Source organism: Rhodococcus koreensis (assembly GCF_900105905.1).
Taxonomy (GTDB): domain Bacteria; phylum Actinomycetota; class Actinomycetes; order Mycobacteriales; family Mycobacteriaceae; genus Rhodococcus_F; species Rhodococcus_F koreensis.
In genome coordinates this window covers 5,897,309-5,911,664 of the sequence record NZ_FNSV01000005.1, presented here as the reverse complement: position 1 = coordinate 5,911,664, position 14,356 = coordinate 5,897,309, and the positions used below count along the sequence as shown (strand labels likewise).

At 62.8% G+C, this 14,356-nt stretch carries 14 protein-coding genes and 1 pseudogene; 1 reads left to right on the top strand and 14 read right to left on the bottom strand.

The features are described from left to right. Positions 1-272: 272 nt before the first annotated feature. The 3 genes and pseudogenes from BLV94_RS31425 to BLV94_RS31415 form a co-directional block, all read right to left on the bottom strand. On the bottom strand, positions 273-1,022 hold the full coding sequence (locus tag BLV94_RS31425; RefSeq protein ID WP_083395733.1) for a transposase family protein: 750 nt from the start codon (positions 1,020-1,022) through the stop codon (positions 273-275). A gap of 159 nt (positions 1,023-1,181) precedes the next feature. Further along, positions 1,182-1,961 (bottom strand): annotated as a pseudogene (locus BLV94_RS31420) (LLM class flavin-dependent oxidoreductase); the annotation flags it as partial. Between the two features lie 94 nt (positions 1,962-2,055). Continuing rightward, on the bottom strand, positions 2,056-3,192 hold the full coding sequence (locus BLV94_RS31415) for a zinc-binding dehydrogenase (RefSeq protein ID WP_072951362.1): 1,137 nt from the start codon (positions 3,190-3,192) through the stop codon (positions 2,056-2,058). Here BLV94_RS31415 and BLV94_RS48045 point away from each other — a divergent pair. After that, the gene (locus tag BLV94_RS48045; RefSeq protein ID WP_083395732.1) at positions 3,191-4,039 is read left to right on the top strand and encodes a helix-turn-helix transcriptional regulator; all 849 of its coding nucleotides are present in this window, start codon (positions 3,191-3,193) and stop codon (positions 4,037-4,039) included. The two genes, BLV94_RS31415 and BLV94_RS48045, sit on opposite strands and share 2 nt — an antisense overlap. Here BLV94_RS48045 and BLV94_RS31405 read toward each other — a convergent pair. The 11 genes from BLV94_RS31405 to BLV94_RS31355 form a co-directional block, all read right to left on the bottom strand. Next, positions 4,010-4,822, bottom strand: coding sequence for an SDR family NAD(P)-dependent oxidoreductase (locus BLV94_RS31405; protein ID WP_072951366.1), 813 nt, complete (start codon positions 4,820-4,822; stop codon positions 4,010-4,012). The genes BLV94_RS48045 and BLV94_RS31405 overlap by 30 nt on opposite strands. A 472-nt stretch (positions 4,823-5,294) precedes the next feature. Next, a complete protein-coding gene (locus BLV94_RS31400; protein WP_072951368.1) occupies positions 5,295-6,239 on the bottom strand; it encodes a LysR family transcriptional regulator in 945 nt (314 codons plus the stop codon). A 141-nt stretch (positions 6,240-6,380) separates the two neighbouring features. Beyond that, positions 6,381-6,824 (bottom strand): hypothetical protein, encoded by a 444-nt coding sequence (locus BLV94_RS31395; RefSeq protein ID WP_095861835.1) that lies wholly within the window; start codon positions 6,822-6,824, stop codon positions 6,381-6,383. Positions 6,825-6,952: 128 nt separating this feature from the next. Further along, complete coding sequence (locus BLV94_RS31390) at positions 6,953-7,420, bottom strand: succinate dehydrogenase/fumarate reductase transmembrane subunit (RefSeq protein ID WP_244163709.1); 468 nt, start codon at positions 7,418-7,420, stop codon at positions 6,953-6,955. Then, positions 7,417-7,839 (bottom strand): succinate dehydrogenase, cytochrome b556 subunit, encoded by a 423-nt coding sequence (gene sdhC, locus BLV94_RS31385; protein WP_083395731.1) that lies wholly within the window; start codon positions 7,837-7,839, stop codon positions 7,417-7,419. Before sdhC ends, BLV94_RS31390 begins: the two co-directional genes overlap by 4 nt. An 89-nt stretch (positions 7,840-7,928) precedes the next feature. After that, positions 7,929-9,149 carry an NAD(P)/FAD-dependent oxidoreductase gene (locus tag BLV94_RS31380; protein ID WP_072951375.1) on the bottom strand — a complete coding sequence of 407 codons (1,221 nt, stop codon included), beginning with the start codon at positions 9,147-9,149 and terminating at the stop codon, positions 7,929-7,931. Positions 9,150-9,218: 69 nt separating this feature from the next. Further along, positions 9,219-9,701 (bottom strand): RrF2 family transcriptional regulator, encoded by a 483-nt coding sequence (locus tag BLV94_RS31375; RefSeq protein ID WP_072951377.1) that lies wholly within the window; start codon positions 9,699-9,701, stop codon positions 9,219-9,221. Between the two features lie 262 nt (positions 9,702-9,963). Next, positions 9,964-10,326, bottom strand: a complete 363-nt coding sequence (locus BLV94_RS31370) for a WhiB family transcriptional regulator (protein ID WP_072951380.1) — start codon at positions 10,324-10,326, stop codon at positions 9,964-9,966. Positions 10,327-10,346: 20 nt separating this feature from the next. Next, complete coding sequence (gene pyk, locus BLV94_RS31365; protein ID WP_244163708.1) at positions 10,347-11,825, bottom strand: pyruvate kinase; 1,479 nt, start codon at positions 11,823-11,825, stop codon at positions 10,347-10,349. Between the two features lie 50 nt (positions 11,826-11,875). Next, entirely contained in the window at positions 11,876-13,078 is a 1,203-nt protein-coding gene (locus BLV94_RS31360) for a glycerate kinase (protein ID WP_072944610.1), read from the bottom strand. A gap of 119 nt (positions 13,079-13,197) precedes the next feature. After that, on the bottom strand, positions 13,198-14,340 hold the full coding sequence (locus BLV94_RS31355; RefSeq protein WP_083395730.1) for a CdaR family transcriptional regulator: 1,143 nt from the start codon (positions 14,338-14,340) through the stop codon (positions 13,198-13,200). Positions 14,341-14,356 lie beyond the last annotated feature (16 nt).

Sequence of the window (14,356 nt, the reverse complement as noted above, 5' to 3'; positions counted from 1 at the left end):
GATGATAGGGCTGCGGGCACGGCTCGTTCCTGGTGGTGGTACTTGCGTAGGAACTTGAATCATCGCCGCAGCGACCGTGCCCGCCCTCGATTACTTGCTCATCGGCGTGTCACATCCCCAAAACCGCAGCTCAGAACTCATCTCTCATGACCTTGCCGAGACCCTGGCAAGCGCCCCGACCCGTGACCGGATCGGGGCGCTTCCGCGTCGTACTGGCGTTGCGTTGTAGTACGTAACGGCGGGTGTCCGCTGCAGCGGATTCCCTTGGTGTCTCATGCGCGGTCCGGGCATAGAAGATCCGGGGTGACGGTCCAGCCGGCTGCGGCGAGCCAACGTTGAACCGGCTTGATCAGGTCACCATTCATGGCCAGCTCGGCAAGTTGATCGGCGAGGATGGGGCCGTCGCCGCAGACGCTGCAGGCAATGTCGAATACCGGTTGCCCGGGTTCGCAGTGCCGGCAGTGGTGTCGACTGGTGACCGTTCCGCGGTGATCGGGATCGGGGTGGAGCCAGGTCACCGCGAGGTCGGCCCGTTGGTGCGCTGCTTCGGCACGAGTTGTGGGTTCGTGCCCGCATGTCGGGCAGATGCGAGGGGACCGGAGGGGTGGCATGGGTTCTGGCGGCGCTGCGTGCGGAGGCCGGCGAGCCTTCTTGTCCAGATGTCCATAGACCGTGGTGCGCGGCACTTTCAGCATGCCCGCGATCTGGGCGACGGTGTGTTCGCCCGCGTCGACACCTGCCAGGGTGCGACGAATCGTCGATTCGCTTGGGACGACAGCAGAAACCCCGAGTCTGCCCAGCGCCTCGGCGGGTGCGTCGTGGGCCCATTCGGCGATCGCGGTGAACGAGCGGGCACCGGCGCAGGTTGCGGACAGCGCGAGCGCGAGTATCACCGGGAAACGATGCCGGACACCACGCCGGTGACGGGGATCGGGCACCGTCGTCAGCAGGTCCAGGATCCCGGTGTCGGCGACCGATGACGCGCCGAGAAACGATCCGTTCTCGCGCACGGTGACGGGCATGGGAGATGATAGGGCTGCGGGCACGGCTCGTTCCTGGTGGTGGTACTTGCGTAGGAACTTGAATCATCGCCGCAGCGACCGTGCCCGCCCTCGATTACTTGCTCATCGGCGTGTCACATCCCCAAAACCGCAGCTCAGAACTCATCTCTCATGACTTTGCCGAGACCCTGGCTCGATGCCATACGCGACCTGTCGGCGTGCTTCTTCTTCGGTTTCTGCGATATGGAATGGCGAACAAAGGCTCCAGTTGCGCCGATCAACGGTTGCCGAGTTGGCGTCCGCTCGCTCTTCCACGATATCCCAGTGATGGGCAAGAGCATTGAAGCCGTCCGCCGACAGAGTTGCACCGATCGAAAGCAGCCCCAGTCCGTATCTGCCGGCGAGCCGGGCACCAGTGGGAGAGGCGACCGCGGCTACAGTGATGCCGATTCCGTCAGCAGAGAATGGCGAAAGTTGAAGCTTGGCATCGAACAGTTCATGTGTACGCGTCTTTGCGGACACGGTCTCCCCCCGCAGCAGGCGAACCACGATGTCCAAGTTCTCCTGCAGAAGTTCCCGCGTTTCCGTCGGGTCCAGACCAATCATCGCCGAATCAGTTGGGAGAGAGCCCGGTCCTACTCCAAAGATTGTCCTGCCCCGAGTGAGATGATCGAGCAGCATGATCCGATCGGCCGCCCATAGTGGATTGTGATATGACAACGAAGTCACTCCGGTTCCGAAGTGAATGCGCGGCGCGCGTTGTGCCGCCGCTGCAATCATGATCTCCGGAGATGCGATGATCTCACTGCCGGCAGAATGGTGCTCGCCGAACCACACTTCGTCGTATCCCAGCATGTCTAGGTGTTCCACGAATTGCAGATCGCGTTCGAGAGCTGCCGTGGGGTTCTGGCCCGGCGCATGGACGGGAGCGATGAAGTAACCGAAGCGGAGTTTGGCCATGATTGCCTCCTGTAGGGATTTCTCTTGGGTTCTGATGAATTTCTGCAATGTCATGACATCGATGTCCGATGTCACCGCACTGATAGTGCGGGGACTATCCGCCGTTGACCTCGATGAGGGTCTTGATTGCCTCGCCTGTTCTCAACCGACTCAGCCCAGTCTCGACCAGTGCGTCAAAAGGCACTGTCTCAACCCAGCTGCTCGTCGGAAATGCGCCTCGCGCCTGCTGTTCGATGACATTCGGGAAGTCGTCGCGGTATCCGATCGAGGTGAGAATTGTCTTCTCTGCCATGAGGAGTTGGTTGAGGTCGATCGGCACCGGTTCCAGGTGCGTGGCAACCACCATCAGCTTGCCGCCTGGAGCGAGTATGTCAATCGCTTGCGCCATCACCGGCGCAACGCCGGCGGCGTTGATGCACGCCTGAACTCCTGAGCCTGCAAGTGATGCCAGATTGTCCCGGAAGTCAGCGGATGTTGGATCGAGAGTGTCGAAGCCCATGCCTCTCACGACGCTCCTCCGACGGTGAGCTGGCTCCACGATGACGATCCGGTTGATCTTCTTCGCGCGGAGACTCAACGCTGCGGCAATGCCAATGGGCCCTCCTCCGAAGACCACCACGCTGTCGTCAACGCTGAGATCAGCCCGCTCAACCGCGCGCCAGGCGACCGCGAAGTCCGCCAAGAATCCGTTGAGCGAGAGACCGTAGAAGGCCGCGTCGAGGTTGTAGTTCGCATCGTCGCCAGGCACACGAAAAACCGGTTCGATTGCGACTCGTTGGCCCACTTCGACATCGATGTCGCCCGACCCTACTGCGTCGACGATTCCTGACGCTTCGTGCCCGAGCACGACAGGTCCTCGATGGCCGGTCGTCGGGTGCGCCGTCTCGAGTGGGGTAAACATCGGGCCATTGAATATCTCGTGCAAGTCGGACCCGCAGATGCCGTTGTATGCAATTCGCACCCTGACTTCCCCCGGACCGGGAATCGGTTCTGGCACATCCTCTATCCTTAGATCTTGATTGCCGTGATAGACCCATGCCCGCATCTCATATCCCTTCTGTTTGATCCCAGGTATCCCGAGCACATCGCCGGATTGCCGTATTTTGCGCACATCAAGTTGTTCCTCGCACCGCGGTCCGTTCAGCCGGCGCTTCATCGCCCAGGTCCGCTTGCCATACCGCCGGCGGTGGAGCAGAGTGGTTCGCATCACAACTACCAGGAGTTCGACCATGTCTTCGCCCCGTCGGCCAGTGGCGCTTCCCAGTTCTGAATACGAGCGAATCTTCGCAATACTCGAATCATGCTCACGGAGTGCCACGCTGGATTCGTTCAAATTTCAGTTGATGGAGTCACTACATCGGTACTACCGTTGCCCCAACACGACTTTCTGGACTGGGCACACCTTTAGCTCCGCGTTCTCTGATCCGAAGCCGGTGACGACTGGCCGTACCACGGGTGCTGCGCTGGACGAATACCAAGAGCGTTGGCATACCAAAGACGTCTTCGCCACTCCACAATCACAAGCACTGCTGAGACGGCACCCGGCAATCAACGCTCGCCAGCTCAGAAATTTGGATTCTGGTCCGTCTGAGTATCTCACCGGTTTCCTTTATCGCAACCACCTCCGTAGCGCATCTTTGATGCACCTTGATCTATCTCATGGCGCCCATGCTTTAGTCGGACTGTTCGATTCTGAAGAGCAGACACCTGACTCGCAGGGGATATACGCCTTGGGACTATTGGCTCGTCAACTTTCCCTGCTCGCGCGGGCGCTTCCGACCACGAGATTGCGGTCATGGAGGGAGGGTCTCACTGCTCGACAGATTGAAGTGGTCGAGCTGATTGCGGATGGGAGTACCAACGAAGAAGTAGCAGCGATACTGACATTGAGCCTCGACACCGTCAAGAAGTATGCAAGCAGAATCTTCGCGCTGCTTTCCGTCCGCAATCGTGCCGAGCTCGTAAAACTGGTACTCGCGGAAGAACTTTCACTGAATCAGCAGGAGTCTAGTCGCGAGTTCGCGCCGCTCCCGATTCCCGAGTCACGATCAGACGCCATCGAGGGCCGCCTGCTCTAAGGCCGTGTCCCAGTAGCTGTGGAGGCCCCGAATTTCGTTTCCACCATCAACGGAGATCGTCTGCCCTGTGATCCACCCGGCATCTGACGACACCAGGAAGGCGACGACTTTCGCGACGTCACGAGGCTCTCCTACACGCCCGAGTGGGGTCCTCTCCAGGAACCGTTGCCCACTCAGCCCGGTTGTCAATCCAGCCGATTCCGTGAGATTTGTCCGTACCAGTCCTGGCGCCACTGCGTTGACCCGAATCCCATACTGCCCGAGTTCTGACGCGGCGACCTTCGTAAACTGACTGACGCCGGCTTTGGCAGTGCAGTAGTGCGCCAACCCATTGGTCGCTGCTTTGTAGTTCAGCGATGATGTATTCACAACATTAGCTGGGATACCATGCTTTACCGCACGATTTGCCAATATTTTTGTGCCGAGGAAGGGTCCGGTAGTCAACACACTGAGGACCCTTGTCCAATCCTCCTCAGTCAGATGCATCAACGGCGCTATGGTTGAGAATCCGGCATTGTTGATGAGGACGTCAACAGGTCCGAATAGACCTTCGGCAGAATCGAACGCGGCGTCCAGGTCGGACGTGGATGTCACACTACCCGGACACGATGCCACTCTGCCCTTGTACTGCTTCGACAATGAGGCCGCTGCCTCGGCAGCCACGATTCCATTCAGATCGAAGATCATTACGGACGCTCCTTGCTCGAGGAGCGCCTCGACGATCGCGTAACCGATCCCTGCTGCTCCCCCAGTCACGACTGCGATGTTCCCTGTGAGGCTCATATCTGTCCTTTGCTGTGCATTCGAGGATTTGCCGATCGTGGACCGCAGCGTCAGCTGACCCGCATCGAAGACGGATCGCCTCCGGACGATCTAGGCGACAACCGTTACCTGTGTCTACGACTAAATGTAGCCAGCGCGTCGTCGGCGCTAAAGTGCACTAAAGTGGACAATTCCGCGCAAGTAGCGCATCTGTCTCAGTACGGCGGGGTGATCTGAGCCCCTGACACCGAGGAAACAGGTCGCGGATCAAACAACAGCCTCCGCGGTGCGCTGACTACTGCACGACAGCTCGTCGAAGTGCTCGATACTTCTGTGCTACAACGTATATGCCGACCATTATGACAGGCCGTGAACCGTGACTCGATGCCGACGACGCCCGACTTCCGATGGATGTTCAGTGGGACATCATCTTCTGGTCACGTCCTCGCCGACACATTCCGCGAACGCTACATCAACCTCTCGGGGCGTACCCTCAAGTCGGGCGGATGTCGTCGACGGTGGCGACACCATCGAGATCATCTGCGCCGCAAGAAGAAACTGCGAAGTCGATCATCGCTTGCGCTCGATCGCTGAGTCGTACGTCTCGAGGCCACACGACTTTTACCGAGACGGGAGACACCGCTGGCGTGATTGACTTGACCAGGAGGGGCCGGCCCTCCACCGAGACGCTGGCGACCGGCGTCTGGACGACGATCGAATATCCCATCCTCCGCCCAACGAGAGATCGGGCAAGTTCATAATCGGCGACACGGTATCGGATAGTGGGATCCACGAATGCGTCGCGAAATAGTGACAGGGTGTATTCGCTGCTTGGTGCTGAATCGAGCAGGACCAACGGGTCATCCTCGAGCTCTGCCAGCGTGACGGTCTCTTGATCAGCGAGCCGATGCAGACCGGGCAGGAGGACTTTTCCGTACGTGCGATACAGGTCTGCGGAAGACAATCCGTCGCCGAGATCGACATCGTAGACAATCGCGATGTCGAGTTCACCAGCCAACAGTCGACGTTGTACCTCGTCCTGAGTGGACTCGACAAAGACGATGTCGACGTCAGGGTGAAGCGCGCCAAAGCCTTCGAGGAGACCCGGCAGAATTCGCGGCGCGAGTGAGAAGTAGCACCCGACGACCAGTGGTCCCACGAGTTGGGTTCCACCATTTGCCGCACCCAGCTGTACCTCATCTGCGAGGTCCAGCAACTCGACAGCCCGGCTGTAAACGAAGTTTCCTGTTGGAGTGAGACTCACACCGTGAGCTTTGCGACGAACCATGAGCTGACTTTTCAAGATTCGCTCTAGTTCGGTGATCGCGGCGGACAGAGCTGTCGGAGACACGTGTAGGCGGTCCGCAGCGCCTGAGATCGATCCTGACTCGGCCACGGCTTTGAAGTAAGTCATCTGACGAAGCGTGTAGTCAGGCATCGGACGCTCTCCGATTCAGTAGTGGATACGTGGAGTATCTTTGAACTCTACTTGCGCGTGTGGCTCTTGCCATACTCGCTTATCCCGTATCGAAACTTGCGCCCAATTCGCGTCGCGGCTCGGTCAAGATCGCACCGCGTTTCAGTCCGACTTCTGGAGTGCGGATGCTCGAGCCAACGCGAGCACCGCGTTCCGGTGGTCCCGTGCGATCTCGTACCCCCCGGCCAGGAGGAACCACTCCCGCCAATCATCGGGGCGAGCGGCGACACCCGCCCGGCATCGGGCAAGATATTCACTGGTCGCGGCGGGCAGCACACGACCGGAGGGACTGCGTGCCAGCTCTGGGTATCCTCGATAGTCTTGTTGAGCAACCATCTTTGCGAGCATGATGTCGGCGGTGCGGCCGAATCGGATCTGGCTGGCTGTCAACACTCCGATGACACCGCCGAACACGGTCAGCGCCACCCCCACCGCGATGCCCGGAATCGTCCCGGTCGCGACCATCGCCACGGCCGTTGCACCCAACGCGAGCAGCCCGGCGCCGACAACAATCGCCGATCCCATCGCCACCAATCTTTTGTTCACCCTACTCACCGTCCCAGTCGATTCCGGACGAGCTGCCGAAGAACGAAAACTGTGAACCACACTATGAATACCGCCGCCACGGCGAGAACGGCTTCGAAGAAGAGTCCCAAAGACATGATGATCCACTCCTAGTGTGACGGTGCTGCCGGTACCGGACAGAACGAGGGCAGATCCCCGACCGCACCAGGACACGGGTCGAACGTGAAAATGGTCAATGTCCCGGCGACCAACATTAGTGCTGCTGCCGCCGTGACCAGTGTGTTCAGCCAGAACCGCAGCGCCGGCCGCGCCGCATAGTCGGCAATGATGACCCGCACCCCATTCGTGCCGTGCAGGACCGCCAACAGCAGGATCAGGAAATCCCACAGTTGCCAGAACGGGCTCGCCCACTTTCCTGCCACGAAAGCGAAGTCGACCTTGAACACCCCGTCGCCGGCCACCACATTGACATACACGTGCACCAGAACCAACACCAGCAGCACAGCTCCAGACAACCGCATGAACAGCCAGGCGTACTTCTCGAAACTCGAGCGTCTCGGCTCGGCGGTTATAGCAGCGATGTTCGCTGTCTCATCCATCGTTAGTTCGCCTTTCACAGATAGTGGCTCAGATGTCGAATGACGAACGGCACCATCACCAGCACCCACAACACGATCACGGTCCACAGCATCCAGCGGGACTTGTCGATGCCCTTTGCCCAGAAATCGAGAAGGACGATGCGGATCCCGTTGAACCCGTGTCCGAGGATGGCGGCGACCAGTCCGATTTCGCCGATACCCATCACCAGGGTCTTGTAGGTGCCGATCACCTCGTCGTAGGCGGCGGGCGAGACCCGCAACATCAGGTTGTCCGCCACGTGCACCAACAGGAAGACGTAAATCACCATCCCACTGACTCGTTGCGCCACCCACGCCCACATCGACAACCCGCCCCGATAGAACGTGCTGCGGGCAAGACCGGTTCGGGTCGGCGACCGGTCAACTCGCAGAACTTCGCAGGGTACAGAGTCATCCATCTTGCCTCCTCGAGACCGAACCTTCAATGTCTGACGAGCGCCACCGACGCAGTGGGGCATTCCCGGCATCCGCGTCGTGTGGGCAATTCTCAGGTGAGAGCCGCAAGTTCGGCCGATCGCCAGGTACCGTCCGGGACCGCCAGCGACAGCAGAGCCTCCGGATCACCGACGGGCGGATAGATCGCAACGGTGTTGATCGACTTCTTCACCGCCGCTCCCTCTGCGCCTGTCATCTGCACCTGTCGGTCCCACCCGGAAGCGAAGACTGCCCCGGCCGGTCCAAGAGCAAGGCACGTGACATAAGAGGCGGGAGCAAACGGCACGAGATCTTGGCCGAGCAGATCGGCGACAGCGTTGTGCCCGACGAACTTTCCCTGCGGCAACGCGTGCTGGCAGCTCTGCATCACGACGTGGCCAGGGTCGGCATGCGCGGCGGCGGTATCTCCCGCGGCGAACACGTCCGCGAGACCGGCCACCTTCAGATGCTCATCGACGGTGAGACGGCCGAGGCGATCTCGTTCTCCGGAGATGTGCGCTGTCAAGGGGCTGGCCTGCATGCCCGCCGTCCAGATCACAGTGTTCGCGGCGATCCGGTCGCCGTCGGCGAGCTCCACCCCGTGCGCGTCGATCGAGGTCACATCCACGCCGAGACGGACTTCGACCCCGAGGGTGTCGAGTGCGTCGAGGATCGCCGGACGCGGTCCCTCACCGAGCCCGGATCCGACGACGTCGCCGCGATCGAGCAAGATCACCCGGATCGGCGCATCCGCGGCGATCTCGCGGAGTCGATCGGTGAGTTCGGTGGCGATCTCGAGCCCGGTGAATCCTGCCCCGATCACGACGACCGTGTATCGGCCCTCCGAGTCCGGGCATGCGGGCAGACTACGCAGGTGTCCGTCGAGATAGGTGGCGGCACCGAGCGTGTCGATGTCGAAGAGATGTTGGGAACCGGGAATGGTGGGGGTGACGAGTTGGCTGCCCGTGGCCAGCACCAAACGGTCGTAGCTCAGCGACGTGGTATCACCGGTTCGGGTGATCCCGTGAACCTGGTTGGTGGTGGTATCGATGGATGTGATCGTGGCCGCGACCCGCTCCACTCCGATGGGGCCGAGCAGCCCATCGAGGGAGCAGCGCTTGTTCTCCGGCTCCCGCTCGTAGAGGCGGGGCCTGATGACATGGTCGTCACCAGCATCGACCAGTGTGATCGTAAGGTCGTTCCGCGGCACGCCCGCATCGCGTCGCAGCCGGGCGGCGCTCGCCGCCGCCCAGACCCCTGCGAATCCGCCTCCAATAATCAGGACATTTGACATCTAGATTCTCCTTGTGCGTGAGCCGCCCACGTAGGACGGACGATTCGGAACTACCAGCGGCGCCTGCGATCAGCCCCGGTCGTACGCCTGGCGCATTCGTTCGGCGAGTCCAGGCGCGTGTCGTTCAGCTTCTACTCGCACGTCGTCGACGCTCTGACCGGCCAACTCCCGCCGCCACGCCAGATCCGCCTTCCGCATCGCCATCGACACCGCGCACGGCATCGACAGCTGGCCGGGCGGCATGTCTGCACCGACGCCCTGGGCGCGGATCTCGGTGCACCGAAATGCCTCCTCGGCACCCTCGATAGCGGTGACGACGTCCAGGACACTGATGTGCTTGGCTGAGCGGGTCAACACGAATCCACCTGCGGCACCGGGCACGGAGGTCAAAATCCCTGCGCGCACGAGCGCCTGCAACTGTTTGTTCAGGTACGGCGCCGGTAGATCGTAGCTGCGTGCGAGCACAGCAGTCGACACCGGACGATCGTCATCCACCCATGCCAGCGACAGCACAACGTGCATCGCCCACTCGACACCTCGCGACATCCGCATAACCTAGATACTAAATATCTAGATACCAGTCGTCAAGACGCCACAACTCGGCCAGTGTGGGCCTGAGTTGGCGCCAGCTGTGGTGGAGCAGGTCGGTGACACAATCGCCACGCGTCGGTAGACGTACACCTCGTCGTCATCGGGGTCCGGCACCGATCCCCCCGACGGGAATCTCCTGCTCGGCAGCATCGAACAGCGCATTCTGCTCGACAGTCCCGCACCCGTGCTCGCGGTCGAAGGCTGACCCACCGCGGTCAGCCAGTCACTGCCTTCCGGGGCGAGGGTGCCGCGGTGAGATGCGAAGCCTCTTGGCCGGCTTGCGGTTTGCGTGCGGATCCAGTTGGGGCCGATCGAGGCCGAATCGCCGATCCGATTCGGTCATCCCTCCCCAGACGCCGTAGGGTTCGCCGACGTCGAGTGCGTGGCGTAGGCATTCGTTTCGGACCGGGCAACTCCGGCAGAGTTCCTGCGCCTGCCTCTCCCGGCGAATTCGCGTTGCTCTGCTTTCGCTGTCCGGCCCGAAGAAGACGTCCGCACGGGTGGTGCGGCACAGCGCGCGGGTCTGCCAGTCCCAGAGATCGGAGTGGGGTGTCAGCAGTCGAACGGTGAGTGTCAAAGATGGCATGGGATAGTCGTTTCCGACGCCTAGTGGTCGTCTTCGCCGATTCTGTGGACGTGGATCAGGTTGGTCGAGCCTACGGTGCCGGGCGGCGACCCCGCCACGATGACCACCAGTTCACCCTTCTGGTACCGGCCCAACCCCAGCAACGCGTTGTCGACCTGCCGCACCATCGCATCCGTACTGTCGACCGGATCGACGATGAACGTCTCCGTCCCCCACGTCAGCGACAACTGGCTGCGCACCTCCGGCAACGGGGTGAACGCCAGTAACGGCAACGGCGTGTGCAACCGCGCCAACCGCCGCACCGTGTCCCCGGACTGCGTGAACGCCACCAACGCCTTCGCATCCAGGCGCTCCCCGATGTCGCGGGCCGCGTACGAGATCACACCCCGCTTGGTCCGCGGCACGTGCGTCAGCGGCGGCACCTGGGTGGACTCGTTCTCCACCGCCTCCACGATCCGCGCCATCGTGCGCACCGTCTCCATCACGTACTTACCCACCGACGTCTCACCGGACAGCATCACCGCGTCCGCACCGTCGAGGACCGCGTTCGCGACATCCGACGCCTCCGCGCGGGTCGGCCGCGAATTCTCGATCATCGACTCCAGCATCTGCGTGGCCACGATCACCGGCTTCGCGTTCTCCCGGGCGATCTGAATGGCCCGCTTCTGCACCAGCGGCACCTGCTCGAGCGGCAACTCCACCCCCAGGTCACCGCGGGCGACCATCACCGCGTCGAACGCCAGCACGATCGCCTCGAGGTTGTCGATCGCCTCCGGCTTCTCCAGCTTCGCGATCACCGGGATCCGCCGCCCGACCCGGTCCATCACCGCGTGCACCAGCTCCACATCGGCCGGGGACCGCACGAACGACAACGCGATGAAGTCGACACCCAACCCGAGCGCGAACTCCAGGTCCGCGATGTCCTTCTCCGACAGCGCCGGAACCGACACGTTCATCCCCGGCAGCGACACACCCTTGTTGTTGCTGACCGGGCCGCCCTCGGTGACCCGGCAGATCACGTCGTTGCCCTCCACACCGGAGACGACGAGACCGACCTTGCCGTCGTCGACCAGCAGCCGATCGCCCGGCTTGGCGTCCTCCGCCAACTGCTTGTAGGTGGTCGAGACCCGGTCGTGGGTGCCCTCGCACTCGTCGACGGTGATCCGCACCTCCTCACCGTTGGCCCACGTGGTGCGACCCTCCGCGAACCGGCCCAGCCGGATCTTCGGGCCCTGCAGGTCGGCCAGGACACCGACCGCCTTGCCCGTCGCGTCCGAGGCCGCCCTCACACGTTTGTAGTTCTCCTCGTGATCGGCGTGTTCGCCGTGGCTGAAATTCAGCCGCGCCACGTCCATACCGCTTTCGACGAGCTCGCGAATACGGTCACCGGTGGCGGTAGCAGGTCCAAGTGTGCATACGATCTTCGTGCGCCGGGACGTGCTGAGCAGACCGGGCTGTGCGGTGTGTGACGCGGACCGTTCGAGATCAATGGTGGGCATGTGGCTCCTCGCGGCTGAGTTGAGAGTGGTTGTGTGACTCGACAGGTTCCTCACGACGGACTATCCGCGGTCGCCCGCGGATGCGTCGGCGTCGACGCGGGGCGGCTCCACTGACTGTCGATCAGTCCGACGACCTGAGCGGTTGCCTCCCGAAGGAGTTCGGCGGTGTTGTCGAGCAATTCGCAGAGTTCCGCCGGTCCACGGGCGATGGAGAACGCCGCCGAGATCCGGGCAGCGCGAATCTCGGCTGCGGACAAGCGAACCGTGCCGGCGATCACGACCACGGGGCACTCCGGCGGCGTCTGACGAACGACGCCCTGCACTACCTTCCCGTGCAGCGACTGCGCGTCGAACGCCCCCTCCCCCGTGATCACCAGGTCTGCGTCGGCGCACAGTGACCGCAGCCCCACCGTTTCCGAGACGAGGTCGCTCCCGGGCACCAGTTCCGCGGCGAGGATTGCGCTCAGGCAGGCCGACATGCCGCCGGCCGCTCCCGCTCCGCGCAGGGTCAGAACGTCGGCCCCGTACGCAGTGCGGAGAGCGATCGCCAACTGTCCCAGTCCGGAATCCAATTCGCGGACCTGGTCGGCCGTCGCACCCTTCTGCGGCCCGAATACCGCGGCCGCCCCGTTCTCCCCGCAGAGGGGATTGTCGACGTCGGTCGCGACGCGCCAGCGCACCGACCGTGCACGGGGGTGCAGTTGCGACTCGTCGATGACAGCGATGTCACCGAGCCCCGCACCGCCGGGTGCCACGTCGCGACCGTCTACGCCGAGGAATCGGACACCGAGTGCGCGGAGCATCCCGGTGCCCCCGTCGGTGGTTGCGCTGCCGCCGATGCATAGAAGGATCTCGTCGACACCGTCTTCCAATGCGCTGACTGCGATTTCGCCGACGCCGAAGGTATCCGCCCGCAACGGTGACGGTGGAACGTCCGCCACGTGCGGCAGACCGTTCGCTTCCGCGGCCTCGATGATCGCGACCCTGCCGTCGTTCGACAGTCCGTAGCGGGCGGTCCGTTCGCGTCCGAGGGCATCGTGCGCGTGGATCACCCGGGGCTCGGCATTGCCCGCCGAGAGGAAGGTCTGCAACGTGCCCTCGCCGCCGTCCGCGAGGGGGCATTGCACGATCCGGACGTCGGCGCCGAGCGCCACGCGGACACCGGCGGCCATCGCGGCTGCGACGTCAACGGCGGAGAGGCTCCCCTTGAACGAGTCGGGAGCGAGGACAACGGTAGGTGTGCGCTTTCGCATGAATAGAGCGTAGGTCTCCCACGTCCGGCATCATATGTTCATTCCGCACAGATTCTCACCCAATTTGGACGGCCATATATGTGCATATTGTCGGCCACTCTGGCGCGCTCGGCGGCGCTTCACGCTCCGCGGTACGGATCCTCCAGCGCCGCAGCCGCGAGGAGTGCCAGCCGCATGGCGACGGCGTGGTCGAAAGTGCGCAGGTTCAGTCCGGTCACGTGCTGGATCCGATCGAGTCGCTGGACCAGCGTGTTGCGGTGCACCTCGAGGGCAGTCGCCGTCGCCGCGATCGACAGATCGTGGTCGAGGAAGGCGCGAGCGGTCTCGCGCAGGGTCGCGGACAGCGGTGCCAGGACGCGCTCCACGGTGTCGTGGGAAATATCCCGGGACTGCTGTGCGACAGCTGTTTCGGGCACCAATGCGGAGAGTTCTATCTCCTCCCCCGCGGGCAGCAGGTGCACCCGGGGCAGGAGGAGGCCCAGCCGGGCAGCGTCCACGGACAATTCGTGAGACGAGGCAGCATGTGTGCCCGTGACGAGGCGGACGTCGCCGGTGCGCAGCCGCTGCCGGGTCGTGGCGAGCGTGCGGTCTGTCACCGAACCGCTCAGAACCCACACCGCGCCCTGCAATTCGGCCGCAACCACACCGGAGACCTCCTGGATCCGTCGAAGCAGGGCCACCGATGTGGATGAGGGAAGGGACGACGATCCGCTGCCGGAAGCGGGGACGACCGCGGTGATGTTCCACGGCGGGGTCATCGGTGAACCGATGTGGCGTAACGCTTCCAGCAGGCCGTTCTCGGTGACGGTTCCGTTCACCAGGCCGAGGAGCAGTTCACGCACGGCCGCTTCCCGCCACCGCGAACTGTCCCGGTGCTGTTCATTTCGCAGCAACAGTTCCACGGTGAGCGCGAGGACGTTGCACACCGACTCGACCTCCGCGGGGTCACCGGTGACCCCGACGGCTCCGACGATCCGCCCATCGAGCCTCAGAGGAATGTTGATCCCGGCCCTGACATCCGCCGACTGCTCGTCGGCGTCCACGAGAACTCGCCGGCCGTCCCGGATGGCCTCGAGTGCACCGGCGTGCACCGTTCCGATACGCGCCCCGTCGACCGACCCGATGATTCGGCCATTGCGGTCCATCAGATTGATGTTGTAGTCCAGCCGGGGGCTCACCTCGTCCACCACACGCTGAGCGAGTTCGCCGGTGAACACGTACGCGAATTCGTCCTCGTCGCCGTCCCGCACCGCCCACGTCATGCAGCAAGACTAGACG